15 protein-coding genes and 1 pseudogene are annotated in these 20,717 nt (G+C 70.3%); 5 read left to right on the top strand and 11 right to left on the bottom strand.

Features of this window, described 5'->3' with window-relative positions; genetic code table 11:
* Positions 1-10: 10 nt before the first annotated feature.
* Together OG266_RS10800 and OG266_RS10795 are read right to left on the bottom strand one after the other, a co-directional pair.
* Entirely contained in the window at positions 11-979 is a 969-nt protein-coding gene (locus OG266_RS10800; protein ID WP_266474216.1) for an RNA polymerase sigma factor, read from the bottom strand.
* Between the two features lie 83 nt (positions 980-1,062).
* Entirely contained in the window at positions 1,063-5,064 is a 4,002-nt protein-coding gene (locus tag OG266_RS10795; protein WP_371552735.1) for a molybdopterin-dependent oxidoreductase, read from the bottom strand.
* Positions 5,065-5,274: 210 nt separating this feature from the next.
* Here OG266_RS10795 and OG266_RS10790 point away from each other — a divergent pair.
* Positions 5,275-5,403, top strand: a pseudogene (locus OG266_RS10790) (HoxN/HupN/NixA family nickel/cobalt transporter); the annotation flags it as partial.
* Positions 5,404-5,472: 69 nt separating this feature from the next.
* On the opposite strand, the gene OG266_RS10785 reads toward OG266_RS10790, so the two are convergent.
* On the bottom strand, positions 5,473-6,057 hold the full coding sequence (locus OG266_RS10785; protein ID WP_266474214.1) for a TerD family protein: 585 nt from the start codon (positions 6,055-6,057) through the stop codon (positions 5,473-5,475).
* A 175-nt stretch (positions 6,058-6,232) separates the two neighbouring features.
* Between OG266_RS10785 and OG266_RS10780 the strand changes: the two genes are divergently transcribed.
* Positions 6,233-7,252 carry an endonuclease/exonuclease/phosphatase family protein gene (locus tag OG266_RS10780; protein WP_371545025.1) on the top strand — a complete coding sequence of 340 codons (1,020 nt, stop codon included), beginning with the start codon at positions 6,233-6,235 and terminating at the stop codon, positions 7,250-7,252.
* A 36-nt stretch (positions 7,253-7,288) separates the two neighbouring features.
* Here OG266_RS10780 and OG266_RS10775 read toward each other — a convergent pair whose 3' ends face one another.
* Positions 7,289-9,334: a molybdopterin-dependent oxidoreductase gene (locus OG266_RS10775; protein ID WP_371545022.1), complete on the bottom strand. Its 2,046-nt coding sequence runs from the start codon at positions 9,332-9,334 to the stop codon at positions 7,289-7,291.
* 204 nt (positions 9,335-9,538) lie between these two features.
* On the opposite strand from OG266_RS10775, the gene OG266_RS10770 reads away from it, so the two are divergent.
* A complete protein-coding gene (locus tag OG266_RS10770; RefSeq protein ID WP_371545020.1) occupies positions 9,539-10,810 on the top strand; it encodes a hypothetical protein in 1,272 nt (423 codons plus the stop codon).
* 21 nt (positions 10,811-10,831) lie between these two features.
* Here the strand turns inward: OG266_RS10770 and OG266_RS10765 are convergent, their stop codons facing one another.
* The 6 genes from OG266_RS10765 to OG266_RS10740 all read right to left on the bottom strand — a co-directional run bounded on the left by OG266_RS10765 (position 10,832) and on the right by OG266_RS10740 (position 18,252).
* Complete coding sequence (locus OG266_RS10765; protein WP_371545017.1) at positions 10,832-11,512, bottom strand: response regulator; 681 nt, start codon at positions 11,510-11,512, stop codon at positions 10,832-10,834.
* Between the two features lie 123 nt (positions 11,513-11,635).
* On the bottom strand, positions 11,636-12,817 hold the full coding sequence (locus OG266_RS10760; RefSeq protein ID WP_371545014.1) for a sensor histidine kinase: 1,182 nt from the start codon (positions 12,815-12,817) through the stop codon (positions 11,636-11,638).
* Between the two features lie 106 nt (positions 12,818-12,923).
* A complete protein-coding gene (locus tag OG266_RS10755; protein WP_371545012.1) occupies positions 12,924-15,137 on the bottom strand; it encodes an MMPL family transporter in 2,214 nt (737 codons plus the stop codon).
* Positions 15,138-15,306: 169 nt separating this feature from the next.
* Complete coding sequence (locus OG266_RS10750) at positions 15,307-16,350, bottom strand: zinc-binding dehydrogenase (protein WP_371545009.1); 1,044 nt, start codon at positions 16,348-16,350, stop codon at positions 15,307-15,309.
* A gap of 68 nt (positions 16,351-16,418) precedes the next feature.
* The gene (locus OG266_RS10745) at positions 16,419-17,183 is read right to left on the bottom strand and encodes an SDR family NAD(P)-dependent oxidoreductase (protein WP_329545064.1); all 765 of its coding nucleotides are present in this window, start codon (positions 17,181-17,183) and stop codon (positions 16,419-16,421) included.
* Positions 17,184-17,283: 100 nt separating this feature from the next.
* Positions 17,284-18,252 carry an SGNH/GDSL hydrolase family protein gene (locus OG266_RS10740; RefSeq protein ID WP_371545007.1) on the bottom strand — a complete coding sequence of 323 codons (969 nt, stop codon included), beginning with the start codon at positions 18,250-18,252 and terminating at the stop codon, positions 17,284-17,286.
* A gap of 235 nt (positions 18,253-18,487) precedes the next feature.
* On the opposite strand from OG266_RS10740, the gene OG266_RS10735 reads away from it, so the two are divergent.
* Positions 18,488-19,003 carry a MarR family winged helix-turn-helix transcriptional regulator gene (locus OG266_RS10735; RefSeq protein WP_371545004.1) on the top strand — a complete coding sequence of 172 codons (516 nt, stop codon included), beginning with the start codon at positions 18,488-18,490 and terminating at the stop codon, positions 19,001-19,003.
* 177 nt (positions 19,004-19,180) lie between these two features.
* Entirely contained in the window at positions 19,181-19,927 is a 747-nt protein-coding gene (locus tag OG266_RS10730) for a response regulator transcription factor (protein ID WP_371545001.1), read from the top strand.
* A 16-nt stretch (positions 19,928-19,943) separates the two neighbouring features.
* On the opposite strand, the gene OG266_RS10725 is transcribed toward OG266_RS10730, so the two are convergent.
* Positions 19,944-20,714 carry an SDR family NAD(P)-dependent oxidoreductase gene (locus OG266_RS10725; RefSeq protein WP_371544999.1) on the bottom strand — a complete coding sequence of 257 codons (771 nt, stop codon included), beginning with the start codon at positions 20,712-20,714 and terminating at the stop codon, positions 19,944-19,946.
* Between the last annotated feature and the right edge of the window lie 3 nt (positions 20,715-20,717).

The following is a 20,717-nucleotide window of genomic DNA, read 5'->3' as shown; positions in this document are numbered from 1 at the left end:
GTGATGGCCGTCACACGGGAAGGAGCGGGTTGGTGGCCCGCGACGGCCTGGCATGGAACAGGCGCAGCCGGTGTACGCGGCCGGTGTCGTCCAGGGTCATGAGCCAGGCGACCTCGGGCGGACAGTGCTCGGGGTTGTCGGCGGGATTGAGGATGTCCATCTCCCAGATGACGAGCGACCGCCCGGCCACGGCATGGGCGAGACGCTGCCGTACGCCGGCTTCGAGGTCGCACTCCATTCCGTGCACCAACCGATTCCTGTCGCCCACCGGGTCGTTCCCCCTGAGCAGGGCGACCTCGGGGGACCAGCGCTCGGTGAGCAGCGCGCCGAAGTGTCCGCTCTCGGCGGCGGCCAGTGTCTCGTGCGCTTCGACACGGCTGGCGCGGGTGCGCCGCGCGGTGTCGCCGTGCGGGGCGTCCGCCGTGGACGCGAGGGCGGTCGCCAGCTTGGACCGTCCCTGGCTGAGCCGGCTGCGGACCGTGCCGACCGGGACCCCGCAGACGTCGGCTATCTGCTCGTAGGAAGTGACGTGGGTGCTGAAGTGACGCAGTACCAGGGGCAGTCGCAGCGCGGGGGAAAGCTCTTCGATGGCCTCCCAGATCCAGTCCCGCATCGTGTGGTGCTCCAGCCACCGTTCCGGACCGGCGTCCGTGGAGGGCACGTGCAGATCGTCGAGCGGCTGGAAGGCGACGGAGCCTCGCAGCAGGGAACGGCCGGCGTTGCGCACGATCATCCGCAGCCATGGGCCCACGGCCGCCGGGTCGCGGACGTCGCCCACGCGCCGGAGCGCGGTCACGGCCGCGTCCTGGACCACGTCGTCGACGTCGGGTCCCGGTCCCAGAATGCTCACCGCGACCGCGCGCATACCTGCCCGGTGTCGTTCAAGGAGCAGACCCAGTGCAGCCACATCACCCGCCTGCGCGGCACGCGTGAGCACCGCGTCCTCGAGGCGTCCGGTCTCGCCCGCGTTCGTGCTCAAGGAGTTCCTCCGCCACTCTCCGTCGTGCGTTCGACCGTACTGCGCACGGCCCGGCGGCGTCACGGCGGCCCGGCGGGCCGGGGTCAGTACACGTCGCGGACGTACCGTTTCTCGGCGGCGAGCTGCTTGACGTACGCGGCGGCCCCGTCCTCGTCCAGGCCGCCGTGGACGGTGGCGATGTTGCGCAGGGCCTGGTCGACGTCCTTGGCCATGCGGGAGGCGTCACCGCACACGTAGAAGTGCGCGCCGTCCTGGAGCCATGACCACAACTGGGGGCCGTGTTCACGCATGCGGTCCTGGACGTAGACCTTGGCGCGCTGGTCGCGGGAGAAGGCGGTGTCCAGCCGGCTGAGGGTGCCGTCGGCGAGGAGGGCGGTCAGTTCGTCCTCGTAATAGAAGTCGCTGGCCCGGTGCTGTTCGCCGAAGAACAGCCAGTTGGGCGCGCGGTGACCGAGGGCGCGGCGCTCGTGGAGGAAGCCGATGAAGGGGGCGATCCCGGTGCCGGGACCCACCATCACCATGGGGGTGGCGGGGTTGGCGGGCGGCCGGAACTTCGGCGAGGGCTGGACGAAGACCGGCACGCGGATGCCGGGGGCGGCGTCGGCGAGGAAGGGCGAGCAGACGCCCTGGCGCGGTCGTCCGTCCGGGTTCTCGTACCGGACGACGGAGACCGTCAGCGAGACCAGGTGGGGGTCGGTGAGGGGGCTGGAGGAGATGGAGTACAGGCGGGGTTGGAGCGGCCTCAGCACCTCGGCCCACTCCTGGGCCGAGGCACGGACGGGGTGTTCGGCGATGACGTCGACGGCCTGGCGGCCCCAGGACCACTTGGCCAGTTCGTCCTTGTTGTCGGGGCGCAGCAGCTTCTTCAGCACGCGGTCGTGGGTGCGTTCGGCGACGAAGCGCAGCAGGTCGGGCGTGATGCGGGTGATGTCGAGATGCCGGAGCAGGGCCTCGTGGAGAGGGACCTCCCCGGTGCCGTTCAGGTCCACCGTGGCCGCCGGGTTGACGCCGGTGCCTGCCAGCCATTCGGTGACGACGTCCGGGGAGTTGACGGGGCGTACGCCGAGGGCGTCCCCGGCCTCGTAGCGGAGCGGAGTCTCGCTGTCGCGGGTGTCGAAGGTGAAGCGGCGGACCTCCTTGCCCGCGCCGGGCAGGCTGAGCAGCTGGTTGCCGGTGAGGCCGGCGGTGACGGGGGCCGGCTTCTTCGGCCGGGGAGCGGGTGCGGGCGCGGGGGCCGAGGTCGTTTCCGGGGCGCCGTTCAGGGCGGTGAGGACCTCGTCGAGCCAGGCCGTGGCCGAGAGTTCGTAGTCGGGTTCACAGTCCGTCCGCGGGGTGAGACGCACCGCGCCCAGCTCGTCGAGGCGCTGGTCCACGCGGCGGCCGTGGCCGCAGAAGTCGTCGTACGAGGAGTCGCCGAAGGCGAGGACCGCGTACCGCACGCCGTCCAGACGGGGTGAGTCGGGCGCGGCCAGGGCGTCCCAGAATCCGGAGCCGTTGTCGGGGGCGTCGCCGTCGCCGAAGGTGCTGGTGATCAACAGGACGTCGGCTCCGGTGGGCAGGTTCCCCGGGTGGGCGTCGTCCATGTCGAGGAGGGTGGCCTTGTGACCGGTGGTGGTGAGCCGGTCGGCGGCGGCCGCCGCGAACTCCTCCGCGTTGCCGGTCTGCGAGGCCCACAGGACGACGACCTCCCGGACGGGGGCGGCAAGTGCCGCCGGTGCGGCGGGCGTTGTGGGCACGGCCCTGGAGTACATGCCGGCCAGCACGCCGTTCACCCACAGCGCGTGCTCGGGGCTGAACGGCGCGCCCGGCGGCAGCACCGGCACACCGGGAGCGCCTGAGTCGATCCCGGCGAGGAATCCGATCAGGTACTGGCGCTCGTGCTCGGCCAGCACGGGCGGCGGGGCGGGCTCCAGCCCGAAGGCGCCGGCGGGACCGGCGGTGGGAGCGGCCGGTTGGGGAACCACCACGGACGTGGGAGTTACGACGGACACCGGAGCCGCCACCTTCGTAAGCGACACCGCGCAGACCTTGAACTCCGGCTGGAAGGAGAGCGGGTCGACGGCGTCGCTGGTGACGGCGTTGACGCTCAGGTACTCGCCGAACAGGTCGTTCCAGTGGAAGGGCGCGAAGCAGCAGCCGGGCCGAACCCGGTCTGTCACCACGGCGGGCAGCACCGCCCGTCCGCGCCGCGAGGCGACCTCCACCGAGTCGCCGTCGGCGATGCCGAGAGCGGCGGCGTCGCCGGGATGCAGCTCCACGAACGGCCCGGGGTTGAGCCTGTTGAGTTTGGCGACCTTGCCCGTCTTGGTGAGGGTGTGCCACTGGTGCTGCAGCCGCCCGGTGTTCAGGACGTACGGATAGTCGTCGTCGGGCATCTCGGCGGCCGGGATGTGCGGTCGGGCGTGGAACACCGCCCGGCCGCTCGCCGTCGGGAAGACCGGACCGCCGAAGCCGCTGCCGTCCCCATCCATGTAGCGGATCGGATTGCGGTCGGGCCCGTCGGTGCTCGCCGCCGGCCACTGCACGGGGGTGGACCGCAACCGTTCGTAGGTCACGCCCCGAAGGTCGTATCCGGTCTTCGGATTCCAGGCGCCCTTGATCTCCTCGAAGACCTCTTCCGCGCTGTCGTACGAGAAGCCCTCCTCGTATCCCATCGCGCGTGCGACGGCGGCGATGATCCGCCAGTCGGCCATCGCCTCCCCGGGCGGCTCCACGGCGGGCTGCGCGAGGGTGAGGTTGCGCTCGCTGTTGATGAGGACGCCCTCGGTCTCGGTCCACAGCGCTCCGGGCAGTACGACATCCGCGTACGCGTTCGTCTCCGTCTCGGCGAAGACGTCCTGGGCGACGACGAACTCGGCCCTCTCCAGGGCCTCGATGACGGTCTTGCGGTTGGCCACGGAGGCGACGGGGTTGGTGCAGATGATCCAGCAGGCCTTGATGTCCCCGTCCGCCATCTTCTGGAACATCTCGACGGTGCCCTGGCCGACCCCGTCCTTGCGGACCGTGCCAGGGGGCAGGTCCCACAGCTCCTCGACGAAGGCGCGCTCCTCGTCCACCAGCACCGACCGCTGGCCGGGCAGCCCTGGACCCATGTAACCCATCTCCCGGCCGCCCATGGCGTTGGGCTGGCCGGTCAGCGAGAACGGACCGGAACCGGGGCGGCAGATCGCGCCCGTCGCCAGATGCAGGTTGACCAGGGCGTTGGTGTTCCAGGTGCCGTGTGTGGACTGGTTGAGGCCCATGGTCCAGAGGCTCATCCACTCACCGGCCGAGCCAATGAGCCGGGCCGCCTCCTGGATGTCGGCCTCGGCGAGGCCCGTGAGCTCGGCGACCGTGGCGGGCGGGTAGTCGGCGAGGAACTCCGGTATCGCCTCCCAGCCCTCGGTGTGGGCGGCGATGAAGTCGGGGTCGGTGTCGCCGTTCTCGTGCAGGAGGTGCAACAGGCCGTTCAGCAGCGCGAGGTCCGTGCCCGGCTTGATCTGCAGGAACAGATCGGCCTTCGCGGCGGTGGCGGTACGGCGCGGGTCCACGACGATCAGCTTCGCGCCCGCCTTGACCCGCTCCATCATGCGCAGGAAGAGGATGGGGTGGCAGTCGGCCATGTTGGAGCCGATGACGAAGAAGACGTCCGCGCGGTCGAAGTCCTGGTAGGAGCCGGGCGGGCCGTCCGCGCCGAGCGACAGCTTGTAGCCGGTGCCCGCGCTGGCCATGCACAGCCGCGAGTTCGACTCGATCTGGTTGGTGCGGACGAAGCCCTTGGCCAGCTTGTTCGCCAGGTACTGGGCCTCCAGGCTCATCTGCCCGGAGACGTAGAAGGCGAAGGCGTCGGGCCCGTGCTCGTCGATCACCGCCCGCAGCCTTCGTGCCGTCTCGGCGATCGCGGCCTCCACGGGGGCGGGCTCGGCCTGCGCCCCGCGTTCGGGGCGCGTCAGCGCGGTGGTCAGCCGGCCCGGGGCGGCGAGCATGTCGGCCGTGGTCGCGCCCTTGGTGCACAGGCGGCCGAAGTTGGCGGGGTGCGCCTTGTCGCCGGACGCCTTGAGGACCGTACGCCGCCCGTCGGGGCCCATCCCGATGTCGAGCACCATCCCGCAGCCCACACCGCAGTACGAGCAGACCGTCCGTACCTGCGTGGGGGTCGTGGTCACGGGCGGCCCTTCAGGCGATCGGATGCTTTCTCCCTCGACGCTACGAAGTGCCCGTTACGCGGTTGTCACACCGTTCGATCATTGGGGGTTACGCCCTCCACACAGCTGTGATCGAGGGTCTGTGAGGAGGACGGGATCCTCGTGTGCGACATCGGCTACGTCGTCGTCGGCCTGTTCTTCGCCACCTGGGCGGTCGCCCTGCTGGTGTGGAAGTTCGGCCGGATCGAGGAGAAGTGGACGGCGGGACTGGCTCAACCTGCCGAACAGGGAGCCGAGTAGGGGCCCTGATCGCCGCACGGTATGCCGCAGGTCGGGTCGGCGCCGGTGTCGGCGCCGACCCGGACCGCGCTACTTGCTCACGGCGAAGCGCATCAGGGCCTTCTCGTCGCCCTGCTTGATCTTCCCGGTCTCGTTGATCACCTGGAGCTTCCAGCTCGCGCCGTCCCGCATGGCCTTGGCCACGGCGCAGCCGTTGTCCGAGCTGAGCAGGCTCGGCCAGATGTCGGCGACCTGCTGGGAGCTGCCGCCCGTCGCGTCGTACACCTTGAAGCTGATGTTCCGCGCCTTCTGGAAGTTGCTGCCCTTCTTGTACGCGGCGGCGACGAACACGATGGACGTGATGTTGCCCGGCACCTTGGCGAAGTTGACGGTCACCGTCTCGTCGTCGCCGTCCCCCTGCCCGGTCTGGTTGTCCCCGCTGTGCAGCAGCGAGCCGTTGCCCAGCGGATCCAGGGAGTCGAGACCGGCCAGCCGCACCGGCTCCGAACCCTGCATCGCGATGGCGATCAGGTCGAGGTCGGTACCGACCTTCTGGCGGATCTTCCCTATGATGCCGCCGCTGCTTCCAACGGTCGGGTCCCAGGACGCTCCGATGGTCAGATGGGTCACCCCATCCAGATCCGCCGGGCCGTCTTCTTTCGTGAGCGTGATCATTCGTGAACCCCTTGGTGAGGCGACTGCGACAGACGAATTGTCCCTGGAGTCTCTGTGCTTCGGCGCACCAGGTCCAGTAATGCCGGGACCGATTACGGAAGGCGCGCGCGACCAGAGGGGCTCGGGGCGGGATTCGGCCAAGGAAGATCGCTCCGTGTAGTGGCGTCGCGGCTGTATGTGCTCATTTCGGTGGTGTGGGTGCTCAGGGACTCAAGCGCTTGCTGCGCGCCTACGATGTGGTCGTGTGACGTCGTGCGAGTGGCCGGGCTGGAGACAAGGGCGCGTCCTGGCGCTGCTTTCCCTGTTGCTCGCTCTCCTGTTGGTCTTTCATTCCGTTCTGCCCAACACGCTCGGGCACCTGGGCAGCCTTCTTGAGACGTTCCTTCCTTGGCTCGGACTGGCCGTCCCGGGACTGCTGGTCGCGGCATTGCTGCGCCGCTCGTTCGTCGGGCTGATCGCGTTGCTGCTGCCCGTCGCCGCCTGGATGAGCCTTTTCGGCGATCTGCTACTTCCCGGCCACGACCTGGCGGACTCGGCGGGCCGGATCACCGCGCTCCAGCACAATGTCAGCGACGTCAATCCAGACCCGGCGGGCACCGCGAGGACCTTGGTCGAGACCCGGGCCGACCTCATCGCCCTGGAGGAGTTGACGCCTTCCGCGTTGCCGGCCTTCGCGGCGGTCATGGCGTCGGACTATCCCCACCATGCGACCAAGGGCACGGTCGGGCTCTGGTCGAAGTACCCGCTCTCCGACGTGCGGTTGGTGGACATCAGGCCGGAGGGGATCGGCGAGGGCTGGAACCGCGGGCTGAGGGCGACCGCCACGACGGCACAGGGGGATGTCGCTGTCTATGTGGCTCATCTGCCGTCCGTGCGCCTCGGTCCCAGGAACGGATTCAGTTCCGCGCTACGGGACGAAAGCGCTGTTCTCCTCGGTGAAGCGATCGCGGCCGAGCGGCTGGACAAGGTGATTCTGCTCGGGGACCTCAACAGCACTGTGGACGACCGCGGTCTGGCACCGGTCAGTTCACAGCTGAACGCGGCGGGCTCAGGATTCGCGTTCAGCTGGCCGGCGTCGCTGCCCATGGCTCGCATCGACCAGATCATGGCCCGCTCGGCGACAGTCACCGAAGTCTGGTCGCTGCCCGAGACGGGGAGCGACCACCTGCCGATAGCCGCTCACATCGGACTGTGAATCGGATCGAGGGAAATCGAGGGAATCGGCGAGGGATCAGAGCGGCACGATCTCAACCCGGTTGTCATGGAAGACGGCGCCCCCGCCGAGGTCGGTGTCCCGTTCGGCGACGGTGGCGTTCACGCCCGTCCCGCTGTCCTCCTGGAGTTTGGGCCAGTGGCCCTTCTCGGTGAGGGCGACTCCCGGGGTGACCCGGTCCTCGACGGCGATGAGGGCGGTGAAGGATCCGCGGTCGTTGATGACACGGGCACGGTCGCCGGGCTTCAGGCCGCGTGGGGCGGCGTCGTCGGGATGGAGGACGACCGTGGGCGGGCCCGCGCGGCGGCGCAGCTCCGGCTTGTTGCCGAAGACGGTGTTGATGGTGAAGTGCTGGGCGGCCGAGATGAGCACCAGGGGGTGGCGGTCGGAGGCCGGTTCCGCCGCGGGCACATGGCCGGGCAGCGCGTCGTGGCCGTCGGCCGCGGCCGTCCCCGAGACGAATTCGAGCCTGCCGCTCGGTGTGGGGAAGCCGTCGGAGAACGGCAGCCGGTCGGTGATCAGCCGGGCCCAGCCGCGTTCCCGCAGGCTCTCCACCGTGATGCCGTCCAGGGAGGGGTGGTCCGAGTCGAGGAACTGGCGGGCCAGGTCCTCGTCCGAGTCGTACAGGGCAGGTTCGGTCAGCCCGAGCGCGCGGGACAGGCGGCGGAACGTCTCGGTGGTGGAGGCGCATTCGCCGGGCGGCGAGACGGCGGGTTCGTTCCAGGCCAGGTAGTGGTGGCCGTAGGCGTCGTGGATGTCGAGGTGTTCGGTCTGCATGGTGGCGGGGAGCACGATGTCCGCCCAGTCGGCGGTGTCGGTGCGGAAGTGGTCGAGGACGACCGTGAACAGGTCCTCGCGGGCGAGTCCCTGGCGGATGCGGGTCTGGTCCGGTGAGCTGACGGCCGGGTTGGCGCCGTAGACGAACAGGACCTTGACGGGCGGGTCGTCGGTCTTCAGCAGGCCCTCGGCGAGGCGGGTCATGGACAGGCCGCGTACGGGGTGGGGGAGCAGGTCGTCACGGGTGAGGGCGGCGAGGTTGCCGCCGTGGGCACCGTCGGTGGCGTAGTGCAGGCCGCCACCGGGGTACTGCCAGTCGCCGGTCACGCCCGGTATGCACGCGAGGGTACGCAGCGCGGTGCCGCCGCCCGCGTGGCGCTGCATGCCCATGGAGGTGCGGATCGCGGTGGGCCGGGTGTGGGCGAGGCGCCGCCCCAGGGCGGTGATCCGCTCGGGGGCCAGTCCGGTGTCGAGGGCGGCCCGCTCCGGGGTGAACTCCTCGATGCGGGACCGGAATTGCTCCCAGCCGTGGGTGTGCCGGGCCAGGTAGGCGCGGTCCTCCGCGCCCTCGGCCAGGACCACGTTCAGGAGCGCGAGGGCGAGCGCCGCGTCGCCGCCGGGGCGGATCGGCAGGTGCTCGTCGGCCTGTTCCGCGGTGCGGGTACGGACCGGGTCGATGGCGACGACGTACGCACCCTTCTTCCGCGCCTCTTGGATCAGCCGCCACAAGTGGTGGCCGGTCGTCAGGGTGTTGGTGCCCCAGAGGAGGATCAGGCGGGAGTGGCGCAGGTCTTCGGGGTCCATGCCCTCGCTGGTGCCCTGGGTGTACCTCAGTCCCGCGGACCCGGCGCTCGCGCAGATGGTCATCCGGTGGCGGGAGGCGCCCAGGACGTTCCAGAGGCGGCTGCCCGCCCGGCCCTGGAGACCTTGCAGGTAACCGAGGGTGCCGGTGCCCTGGTAGGGCCAGATCGCCTCGCCGCCGTGGGTGTCGATCGTCTCGCGCAGACGGGCGGCGATCTCCGCCAGTGCCTCGTCCCAGCTGATCCGCTCGAACCTGTCCTCGCCCTTCGCGCCCACCCGCCGCAGCGGGAACATCAGGCGGCCGGGGGCGCGGGTGTGCTCCAGGTACTGGTTGACCTTCACGCACAACGCGCCCCGCGTGTACGGGTGTTCGCGGTCTCCGCGCAGCCCGGTCGCCAGCCCGTCCCGAACGGTCACGGTCCAGGCGCAGCCGTCCGGACAGTCCAGCGGGCAGGCGCCGGGGACCTGCCGCTCGCCGCCGCTCACGGCCCGGCCTCTGTACTGCGGTCGAGTTCGTCGAGATCGGCGCATGGCATTGGTCCAGTACAGCAGAGAGGCCCCGGCGGGGTGACCGGCAGCCGCGATCACCCGAACGGCCCTGCCCGGAAGGTCGCACCCGCCGCCACCACTGAGGCTGGACGTGATCTCTAGCGAGGAGCCTTCCATGGCGGAGAAGACCGGTCCGGCCGCATGACGAGCACGGGAGCGCAGGAGGAGCTGACCGAACTACGCGCCAGAGTCGCGGAGTTGGAGAAGCGCGGCCCCAAGGTTCACAGGCATCGCGTACGGGCGATCCTTGCCGTGCTGCTGATCGTCCTCGCCGCCGTGCTCACCCCGCTGAGCGCCGTCGCGTCCTGGGCGAGCGACACGGTGGGGGACACCGACCAGTACGTGAAGACCATGGAGCCCCTCGCCTCGGACCCCGACCTCCAGGCCGCCGTCGCCAACCGGGTGACCGACGCGGTTATGGAGAGACTCGACGTAGCGACGATCCTCTCCTCCGTCGAGCCCGCCGACCGCCCGCTGGCCGGCAAGGCCCTGGACGCGCTGAGCGGCCCGGTCACCACCGGGATCAGCGGGTTCGTGCACAGCACGGCGCTGAAGTTCGTGAGCAGTGACGCGTTCGCCACCCTGTGGACCCAGCTCAACAGGAGAGTTCACGCGGCCGTCGAGAAGGCGCTGACCGGAAGCGGCGGCGGAGCGGTGAAACTCACCGACGACGCCGTGATCATCGACCTCGCCCCCGTCATCGAAAAGGTCAAGCAGGCGCTCGTCGACAACGGACTCGCCGTGGCCTCGAAGATCCCCGAGGTGCACACCGAGTTCACGGTCATGACCTCCGAGTCCATCGGCAAGGCCCAGAAGGGCTTCAGGCTGCTGCAACTCGTCGGATTCTGGCTGCCCGTGCTGACACTGCTGCTCGCGGCGGCGGGTGTGCTCACCGCCGTACGCAGACGCCGTGCCCTGGTCGTGGCCGCCCTCGCCGTGGCGGTCGGCGCGGCACTCCTCGGACTGGCGCTCTGGGTGTTCAGGGCTCTCTACCTCGACGGCCTCCCGGCCGGGGTCTCCCAGCCCGCCGCGGGGGCCGTCTTCGACACCTTGGTGCGCTTCCTGCGGACGACGGTACGGATGGTGATCACCCTCGGCGTGATCGTCGCGCTGAGCGCCTGGCTGACCGGTAAGGGCCGTGCGGCCTCCCGGGTCCTGGCCGCGTGGACGGGCGGCATCGGCGCCGTACGCGACGCTACCGGGTTCGCCGCGGGGCCGACCGGAGAATGGGTGCACCGCGTCAAACCCTGGCTGAACTGGACGGTGGTCGCGGTCGCCGCCGCCACGCTGCTCGCCTGGAACCGCCCGACGCCCGCCGTCACCGTGTGGATCGCACTGGGCGCGCTGCTGGCGTTGGCCCTGGTCGAGTTCCTGGACGACCGGGAACCGCATCTCGCCGCCGGCACTGCGTGACGACCACCTCCTGCCCTGCGATCAGCCCTGCGGCGGCATGGGGCGTACCAGGCCGGACTGGTAGGCGATCACGACCAGTTGGGCGCGGTCACGGGCGTTGAGCTTCGTCATCGCACGGTGGACATGGGTGCGTACGGTCAAAGGGCTGACGAAGAGCCGCTCGGCGATCTCGGTGTTGGAGTGACCCTCCGCGGCCAGCGCCATCACCTCGCGCTCACGGGCGGTGAGGGCGTCGAGGGCACCGGGGAGCGCCAGCGGGGTGCCGGGTGCCGGGGTGGTGAGGAAGCGGGTGATGAGGGCACGGGTGGCCAGCGGTGAGAGGAGGGTGTCCCCGGCGGCCACGGTGCGGATGGCGTCCAGGAGTTCGTCGGCGCGGACGTCCTTGCCGAGGAAGCCGCTGGCACCTGCGCGCAGCGCCTGGGCGACGTACTCGTCGATCTCGAACGTGGTGAGGATCAGTACGCGGGTGGCCGACAGGTCCGGGTCGGCGCAGATCGCGGCGGTGGCGGCAAGGCCGTCCGTGCCGGGCATCCGGATGTCCATCAACACGATGTCGGGATGGTGCACACGGGCGAGCTCGACCGCTTCCTTCCCATCAGTGGCCTCCGCGACCACCTCCAGGTCGTCACAGGAGTCGATCAGGATCCGAAAGGTGGCCCGCAGAAGGGCCTGGTCGTCGGCGAGGAGAACGCGGATGGTCATTTTCTTCTTCCGGATCTTGGCTTGGATACGAGGGGGAGGGGAGGCGCCCCAAAGGGGCGCGGGGAACTGCGCGACCAGCCACAGCGAGCCCGCAGACGAAGCACCACACCTCCTGCGGAGCGCCTACACACGGATCGGCAATTCCGTCGTCACGGTGAAGCCACCGCCTGGCCGGCGGCCGGCCTCGAGACGCCCCCCGACGGACTGGGCACGCTCCCGCATCCCGATGAGACCGAAACCGCCGCTCGGCCCCGGAACGGCGGGCCCCGCAGCGTCCCCGTCATCGCTGACAGTGACGGTCAGCCGATCGCGGGAGTACGCGAAGCGAACCCGCGCCGTCTTCGCGGCGGCGTGCTTCGCGACATTCGTCAGTGCCTCCTGCACGATCCGGTACGCGGTCAGGTCCACGCCCGGTGAGAGCGGCCGCTCCTCACCTTCCGTGGTGACACTGACGGTGAGCCCGGCGGCGGCGAACGCGGTGGTCAGGTCGGAGAGCCGGCCGAGCCCGGGGGAGGGCTCCAGGGGCGCGTCGGGCTCGTTCGCCTGCCGCAACAGGCCGACGGTGGACTTGAGTTCACGCAGTGCCGAGGACGTCGTGTCGGCGAGGTCGTCGAGCATCCGCGGGACCCGGTCGGGATGAGTACGGGCGAGGTGCGCGGCCGTCCCGGCCAGGGCGTTGGCCAGCGCCATGTGATGGGCGACGACGTCGTGCAACTCGCGGGCGATGCGTACGCGCTCCTCGGCGACCCGGTGCCGCGCCTCCTCCTCGCGGGTGCGCTCGGCGTGTTCGGCGCGGGCCTGCACGGCCTCGACGTAGGCGTGGCGCAGCCGGGTCGCGGTGCCCCAGGCCAGTGGCGACAGCACCCAGAACACGGGGCCGATCGTCTCGAGGGGCCACGGATGGTCGTAGTGGTCGCCGAACACGGCCGTGCCGACGAGAAGGACGACGACGGCGAAGAGGGCGATGCGGCCCGTCCTGCGGTTGGTGTACATGGCCAGCGCGTACAGCGCGACCATGAGCGGTGCGAGCAGCAGGGGTGTGAGCAGATAGCCCACCGCGCTGCCGGTGTTGACGGTGACCGCGGTCACCGCCACGACGGTGCGGGGGTGGCTGCGCCGCCACCAGAGGGCCCCGGAACCGATGACTCCCAGGAGTGCGCCGGGCCACCAGGGGACCTCGACGCCCGACGGTTCCCGGAGGCTCGTCGCGCTACCGAGGACGGCGATGAGCAGCACCTGCACGATGACCATCAGGTCGACGAAGCGTGGATGGTCTTTCGCGTACCGCTGCAAGTTGTTGATCATCGGTTCTCCGGTCGGGGTGGGGCTGGGTCCATCGTGAGCGTCGGCGCGGACGAACCGCCGCCGAGGACCGCCCGTGTCGCCACGGACGGCCCTCGGCGCGGTGTCCTCAGACCCGGGCCTTCTCCAGGTCGGCCGCGTCGTCCTGGGCAGGGGCAGCGGTGACGGACTGCCCGCCGAGCGCCTCACCCTCCACATCGACCTTCGGCAGCAGCCGGTCCAGCCAACGAGGCATCCACCACGCCGCCCTGCCGAGCAGCGCGAGGACCGCGGGCACGAACACCATGCGGACGACGAACGCGTCGAAGAGGACGGCGATGGCCAGACCGAAGCCGATCATCTTGATCATGGATTCGCCGGCGCCGATGAACCCGGAGAACACCGCGATCATGATCAGCGCGGCCGCCACCACGACCCGGGCGCTGTACCGGAACCCGGTGACCACCGCCTGACCGGGCCCGTCCCCATGGACGTACGCCTCACGCATCCGGGCGACGAGGAACACCTCGTAGTCCATCGCGAGACCGAAGACGATGCCCACCAGGAAGATCGGCATCATGCTCATGATCGGCCCGGTCGACTCGACGCCCAGGAGCTCCGCGCCCCAGCCCCACTGGAAGACCGCGACGACGGAACCGAGGGCCGCGAGGACCGACAGGAGGAAGCCGAAGGCCGCCTTTATCGGTACGAGGATCGAGCGGAAGACCACCATCAGGAGCACGATCGCCAGGCCCACCACGACGATCAGGTACGGGATCAGCGCGTCCTGCATCTTCTGCGCGACGTCGATGTTCAGCGCGGTGGTTCCAGTGACCTCGAACTCGGCGCCGGTCGAGGACTCGGTCGCGGGACGGTCGTCGCGGATGGTCTGGACGAGGTCCTTGGTCTTCTCGCTGGTGGGCGCGTCGGCCGGGACCGCGGAGAAGACGGCCGTGTCACCCGCGGGGTTGAACCGCGCGGCCGACACGGAGACGACTCCCTCAGTGTCACCGATCTTCTCCTCGATCACCTGGACCGCGGCCTTCGGGTCGGCGGCGCCCTTGGCGTCCACGACGATGGTCAGCGGGCCGTTGAAGCCGGGGCCGAAGCCCTGGGCGAGGTCGTCGTAGGCGCGGCGCTCGGTGGTGGAGGTGGGCTTGGCCTCGTCCCCGCTCGTGCCCAGCTGGAGGTCGAGGACCGGGATCGCGAGGGCGCCGAGGCCCACGACCGAGAGGAGGAGCACCGGCAGCGGACGGCGCAGCACGAACCGTGCCCAGCGGGTGCCCCCGTTCTTCTCGCCGGCCTCCTTCACCCGGCCGCGCTTGCGGGCGGAGCGGGACAGCACGGCGTTCGGCCAGAAGCCGAGCAGGGCCGGGACCAGCGTCAGCGCTATGAGGACGCCCACGGCGACCGCTCCCGCGGCGGCCAGACCCATCTTGGTGAGCATCGGCACGCCGACGACCGCGAGCCCTGCCAGCGCGATGACGACGGTGAGCCCGGCGAAGACGACCGCGGACCCGGCGGTTCCGGTGGCAAGACCCGCCGCCTCCTCGGGCGCATGGCCCTTGGCGCGCTCCTCGCGATAGCGGGAGACGATGAACACGGCGTAGTCGATGCCGCACGCGAGGCCCAGCATCGAGGCCAGCGTGCCGGTCGTCGAGGACAGGCCGAACGTACTGGCCAGAGCCATGATCGCGGCCATGCTGACGCCGACTCCGATGATCGCGGTGAGCAGCGGAAGCCCGGCGGCGGTCAGTGAACCGAACGTGACCAGCAGCACGACGGCCGCGATGGAGATACCGATCACCTCGGCCATTCCGCCCGCCGAAGGCTGGGTCGCCAGCGCGGTCCCGCCCACCTCGACGGTCAGATCCGAGCCCTGGGCCTCCTTGATGGCGGCCTTCAGGGTGTTCTTGGCGGCGTCGGTGAGGTCGTCGGCCTTCGCCGTGTAGGTGACGGTGGAGTACGCGGTCGAGGCGTCCTCACTCACCGCCTTCGCCTGGAAGGGGCTCACCGCACTGGCGACCTGCGAACCGTCGGACGCCTCGGCCACGAACTTCTCGATGACCGCACGGTTCTCGGACGAGGTGACCTTCTGCCCGTCGGGCGCGACGAACACGATCCGGGCGTTCGCCCCGTCGGCCGTGGAGCCGGGGAAGCGCTGCTCCATCAGGTCGAACGCCTTCTGGGACTCGATGCCCGGCATCGAGTTGCTCGCGTCGGGGGCGGCGGGCGCCGTGGCCGCGCCGAAGCCGACGCCGCCGAGCACCGCCACCCATAGAAGGGCGGCGAACCAGCGCCGCCGGAAGGCCAGTCGGCCCAGTCGATTGAGAAAAGTAGCCACGGGCAGAGGTCTCCACATCTGATCTCGGATACATCCCCAGACTCGCGGGGAGAGGGGTGTCCCGTCGTCGTGCGCCTGCCGACAATCCGGACTACTGAGAACGCAGTACGTCGGCCCTGGCGCGTGGTCCCCGAGCACGACAGCCCGGGGGCCACGGCATGCACGGTGGCTACGCCTGGCCGTCGAAGGTGACGACGACCTTCTCGGCGGCGCCGGGCGTCATCGTCAGCTCGAAGGCGTGCTCGACCTCGGAGAACGGAACGCGGTGGCTGATGAGCCTGGCGAAGCGCTCATGGTGCTCGGCGATCTCCGCGGTCACTTCGAAGATCTCGGTGGGGTAGCCCTGGGAGGCGATGAGCGTCAGTTCGCTGCGCAGCATGCCGCCGAGGTCGATGGCGTCGGACTTCTTCTGTACGGCGACCATGACCAGCTTTGCTTTCCACTTGGCGGAGGCGATGGTGGCGTTGAAGACGGCGGGAGCCCCGGCGGCGTCGATGTAGATGTCGGTGCCGGCGCGCGGCTGGCCGAGGGCGTTGGCGGCCTGCCCGTGGAGTTCGGTCAGGCGGGCGGTGACGTCCTCGGTGGCCGAGTTGATGACGGCGTCCGCGCCGATGGCGAGCGCGGTCTCCAGGCGCTCGGGGATGACGTCGGCGACGACCACGTGCTCGACGCCGCGCAGCTTGAGCCAGATGGTGGCGCCGAGTCCGATGGGTCCGGCGCCGAAGACGACGACCTTGTCGGCGGGCTTGGCCTCGGAGCGGTTGACGCAGTGCCGGGCGACGGCCATCGGCTCGTTGAGCGCGGCGACATCGAAGGGCACGTGGTCGGGGAAGACGGCCACACTCTTGCCCACGACGGCGTCCTCGATCAGCAGGTAGTCACTCATGCCGCCGAGCCTGCCGCCGCAGCCGATGATGCCGGAGGGCGCGCCCTGCGGGTTGACGACCACCCGGTCGCCCGCCTTCAGACCGCTGACCTCGGCCCCGACCTCGACGATCTCACCGGCCGGCTCGTGCCCCAGCGGCACCGAGATCATCGAACCGCCCGGCCCGAACGGCATCCCGCCCATGTGCAGGAAGGTCACATCGGTGCCGCAGATGCCGCAGGCGCGGATCCGCAGCAGCGCGTCCTTGGGGCCGGGCGTCGGACGTTCCACGTCGACGACCTCGACCTTGCCGACCGCGCCGGTCCGTACGGACTTCATGGTGGTCATGGAGTTGCTCGCATTCTCTCGGGTGATGGCTGACTGTCGGACTCGCTCGGTGCCTCGGCTTCGGCCGCTCAGACCGCGGCCCAGCCGAAGTCGACCGGCAGGATCACGCCGTTGACGTTGCTGGCCGCGTCGGAGGCGAGGAAGACGATGGCGGCGGCCTGTTCCCTGGGGTCGGCCACCTTGCCGGAGAGGCCGATGTAGGGGCCGATGACACCGGGGCCGTGGGCCGTCCGCTCGGCATCGACCTGGATGCTGGTCGCGGTGGGACCGGGGGCGATGGCGTTGGTGCGGATTCCCTGGCCCCGGTACATCACGGCGAGGGACTTCGTCAGGCCGACGATGCCGTGCTTAGAGGCGGTGTACGCGGCACCGGCCGCGCTGCCCCGCAGGCTCGCCTCGGACGCGGTGAACACGATCGAGCCGCGGCCCGCCGCCAGCATGTGCGGCAGCACGGCCCGGCTGAGCAGGAACGGCGCCGTCAGGTTGACCCGGATGACGCGCTCCCACTCGGCGTCGGTGGTGTCGGCGAGGGCCGACATGTTGTCCATGACGCCCGCGTTGTTCACCAGCACGTCCACGCCGCCGAAGGCGTCCACGGCCACCGCGACGACCTCGTCCACCACCAGCGGGTCGCTGAGATCGCCGACGACCGCGCGGGCCACACCGCCCGCCTCCTCGATCTCCTTGACGACCTGCTCGGCGGAGTCCTTGTTCAGATCGGCGACCAGGACCTTCGCGCCCTGCCCGGCGAACTCAAGGGCGGCGGCCCGCCCGATTCCGGACCCCGCTCCGGTGACGACGACGCCGCGCCCTTCAAGACCTGTGCTGCTCATGCCCTGCTCCTCTTGCTCGATGTACTCGATGTGCTCGATCTACTCGTTGGATTCGCTGTACGCCGGTACGGACGGCCGGTGTTCGCGGTGTGCCCCGGGCTCATCGCAAAGCCTTGAGGGTGCGCAGGACGGCGTCGGCCATGCCGCGCTCCCCGCGCTCGTTGGGGTGCACGGGGGCGGCGGGGTTCGCCGGAATGAGGGGCTCGACCCAGCGGGTCTCCCGCGCCGAACAGGCGTCACGGCCGGCGGAGGGGGTGTACGTGTCGACGTACCCGGCACCGGCAGACGCCGCCTGCTCCCGCAGCACGCTGTTGAGCTGACGCTCCTTGTCGTCGAGGTAGGTGGCGTCGTCGGGCGCGAGGGTCATGTCGTCGTCGCAGCCGGCGCCCTTGGCCGGCAGGATCGCCGGGTATCCGACGACGTACACCTGGGCCTGCGGGGCGCGGCGCTCGACCTCGCGCAGTGTGTCGGCCAGGCGTTCCCCCGCCGCCTGGATCCGCTGGCGCACCTCGTCGGTGTCGCCGGAATCGGAGACGTACCGGCCGCGGCAGGGCGCGTCGTCGCCGGTGTACTTGCCGCTGCCGGTCGCGACGTAGAGGGCGCCCTGCTTGACGCAACTCTCGACCAGCGAGCCGAACCCGATGTCGTTCCCGCCGATGCCGATGGTGACCAGCCGGGTCGAGGCCGACAACGCCGACAACTGGGCGGGGTTGACCCCGTCGCCGGTGGTCTGCGGCGCGGACAGGTCGGCGAGGGTGGCGCCGCTGCAGCTCACGTCCCGGAAGTCGGCCGCCTTGATCTCCAGCTCCTGGGCGACCAGCGCCGGGTAGTTGCGGTCGGAGCGGTCGCATCCGGCGGGCGTGCCCGTCTGGGCCGGGATCCCCGGGCCGGAGGTGTAGGAGTCGCCGAGGGCGACGTACGGGCCCTTCGGCGGCGCGGCGGTCGCGTTCCTCGGCTGTGTGGAGGCGGCCGGGTCGTCGTCGCCGTTGTGCCCGACGCTGAGTGCGAGGAGCAGCAGGCCGCAGGTGACACCTGCGCCGGCCAGCCCCACTCGTGTGTACGTTCCCATCTCGGTGTCCTGTCTTCCGTCTCAGGTGGTCCCTGCGCGGTGTTCGCCTGATACGCGCAGTGCTCGACTTCGCAGGCTCGCCGGGAGAGGGGTGTCCCGTCGTCGTGCGCCTGCCGACAATCCGGACTACTGAGAACGCAGTACTTGAGTCAGGCAAGCATGTGTGACTTACTTGAGTCAAGCAAGCTAGTCGCCAATTTACTTGAGTCAGGCAAGTAGATGGTAAAGTGTGTCCATGCCCACCACACCGCCAGCAGACGACTCGGTCTCGACCGACATCGCGGCGATCGAGAGTGCCCTCAATCGCATCTCCTACCTGACCGGCCGGGTCCGGCAGCACGACCGCCTGATGGCCCTGGCCGGAGTGACGCTGGACCGAGCGGCCGTGGCGCTCCTGCGGCAGGTCGCCGATTCGGAGCCGCTGCGTCTCGGCGAGCTGGCGGGCCGGCTCGCCGTGGAGGCGTCCCACGTCACCCGGCAGGTGCAGCAGCTGGAGAGGACGGGCTACCTGACCCGCGTCCCGGACCCGGACGACCGGCGTGCCCAGCGGATTCAGATCACCCCGCTCGGCCAGGAGGCGATCGACCGCATCCGCGAGGCGAGCTGCCGGGGTATGGAGGTCGCCCTGAAGGACTGGTCCCCGGAGGAACTGCGGCAGCTGGCAGGTCTGTTCCACCGGATGGTCGACGACTTCCACTCGGCGGAGGACGTGGACGTCTCGTACGAGCGCGCCCAGGCGGCACGGGCCTGACGGCGCGCACGTCTGCTGTACGGGCGTACCGCTCGGCCGGCCCACTGCTCGACTGGCTTACTGCTTACGGATGTAGTGCTTTCCGGAGTCCGCGCAGGCGTGCTCCGTCCGGAGATCCACGGAGGAATCCGTGCCGTCCCGGTCCGAGGCCCGATCCCTACGCGAATGGGTTCTGTGATGTCGATGCTCAATGGTCTGTCCGTGGACGGGAGCGTCAGCGAGAAACCGTCGCCGATGCGTGGAAACGGGCAGCACGTACTGGTCGCGGTGGACGACCCCGCCGCCGTCGAACTGCTCTCGACCACCCTTGAGTTGGCGGGCTATCAGATCGACACGGCGGGCTGCGGGACCGAGGCGCACGCGCGGCTCATGGAGCACCGGTTCGACCTGATGGTCCTCGACGTGACGCTGCCGGACATGGAGGGCCTGTCCCGCGGACACCGGCTCACCCCCGCCGCCGACCGTCCGCCGGTCCTCTTCCTGGTCGCCTGCGAGTACCTGAGCCGGCTGCTCCCCGGGCTCGGCCCGGGCGCCAGCGACTACGTCACCCAGCCGTTCCGGATAGCCGAAGTGCTGGCCAGGGCGCAGGTGCTGCTGTGCGGCAGAACCCCCGCGTGGCGGGGCAGTACGCCGTACTACGGCGATCTCGTCCTGGACGACAGCACCTGCCAGGCATGGCGCGGGCGCCGGGCCCTCGACCTCACGCCCGCCGAGTACCGGCTGCTGCGCTATCTGCTGGTCAACGCGGAACAGGTGATCTCGAAGGGGCAGATCGGCCGGCACGTCTGGGGCGAGGTCCGTGCCGACAACGCGATCGAGCAGCTCCTCTCCCGCCTCCGGCGCAAGGTGAACCAGGAGCAGCCGGCCCTGATCCACACGCGTCGGGGGTTCGGCTACTGGCTGGGCCGGCCGACGCGATTATGAACGGCCGACAAGCGGGCTAGACGCTGTACCCGCCATCCACCCCCAGCGCCTGCCCGGTGATGAAACCGGCACGGTCGGACGCCAGGAACGCGACCGCCTCGGCGATGTCCGTCGCGGCGCCGAACCGGCGCAGTGGGATGTTGCGCCGGGTGATCTCCAGCGCCTTGTCGTCGAGTTCGCCGGAACTGATCAGACGTGCGGCGTTGCCGTCGGTCAGCATGCCGGGGCCGACACAGTTCACACGTACCCCGTACCGGCCCTCCTCGGCGGCCAGCGCCCGTGCGACCGCCTCGACCGCGCCCTTCGTGCCCGAGGAGAGCCCGTCCCGGACCGGGAAACGGCGCGTGGCCACCGTGGTGACGGCGACGATGCTGCCCCGGCTCTCCCGCAGTCCCGGCAGCGCGGCATGAACCAGGTTGAAGAACGCCCCCGCGTCCGCGTCGAGTTGGGCGCGGTACTGACTCGGCGACACTCGGCTCAGGTGCACCATCGGCACGGGCGGGCCCGCCGCGTACACGACGGTGTGGATGCCGCCGCCCGCCGACGCGGCCTCGGACACCGCCTCCGCCGTGGCCGACTCGTCGCTCAAGTCGAGCCGCAGCGCCAGCACTTGGCGCCCGTACGCCTTCACCTCGCCGGCGAGACCGTCGGCCGCCGCCTGGTTCGCGCGATAGGTGAACGCCACGTCGCTGCCCCGCTCGGCCAGCGTCCGCACGATCGCCGCGCCGATGCCACCCGTGCCGCCCGCGACGAACGCGGTACCCGTCCTGTTCGCGAAGTCCGACATCAC

Origin of the sequence: Streptomyces sp. NBC_00554 (genome assembly GCF_041431135.1) — a bacterium.
Lineage (GTDB): Bacteria > Actinomycetota > Actinomycetes > Streptomycetales > Streptomycetaceae > Streptomyces.
Note: the sequence above shows the minus strand (reverse complement) of the source record. Positions and strands in the feature narration are given on the sequence as shown.

Coding starts and splice junctions, on each gene's coding strand:
- OG266_RS10795 (WP_371552735.1), bottom strand. CDS start 5,064: ATGGTGCTCGACATCGGGATGGGCCCCGACGGGCGGCGTACGGTCCTC.
- OG266_RS10785 (WP_266474214.1), bottom strand. CDS start 6,057: ATGATCACGCTCACGAAAGAAGACGGCCCGGCGGATCTGGATGGGGTG.
- OG266_RS10780 (WP_371545025.1), top strand. CDS start 6,233: ATGTGCTCATTTCGGTGGTGTGGGTGCTCAGGGACTCAAGCGCTTGCT.
- OG266_RS10770 (WP_371545020.1), top strand. CDS start 9,539: ATGACGAGCACGGGAGCGCAGGAGGAGCTGACCGAACTACGCGCCAGA.
- OG266_RS10765 (WP_371545017.1), bottom strand. CDS start 11,512: ATGACCATCCGCGTTCTCCTCGCCGACGACCAGGCCCTTCTGCGGGCC.
- OG266_RS10760 (WP_371545014.1), bottom strand. CDS start 12,817: ATGATCAACAACTTGCAGCGGTACGCGAAAGACCATCCACGCTTCGTC.
- OG266_RS10750 (WP_371545009.1), bottom strand. CDS start 16,350: ATGACCACCATGAAGTCCGTACGGACCGGCGCGGTCGGCAAGGTCGAG.
- OG266_RS10745 (WP_329545064.1), bottom strand. CDS start 17,183: ATGAGCAGCACAGGTCTTGAAGGGCGCGGCGTCGTCGTCACCGGAGCG.
- OG266_RS10740 (WP_371545007.1), bottom strand. CDS start 18,252: ATGGGAACGTACACACGAGTGGGGCTGGCCGGCGCAGGTGTCACCTGC.
- OG266_RS10735 (WP_371545004.1), top strand. CDS start 18,488: ATGCCCACCACACCGCCAGCAGACGACTCGGTCTCGACCGACATCGCG.
- OG266_RS10730 (WP_371545001.1), top strand. CDS start 19,181: ATGTCGATGCTCAATGGTCTGTCCGTGGACGGGAGCGTCAGCGAGAAA.
- OG266_RS10725 (WP_371544999.1), bottom strand. CDS start 20,714: ATGTCGGACTTCGCGAACAGGACGGGTACCGCGTTCGTCGCGGGCGGC.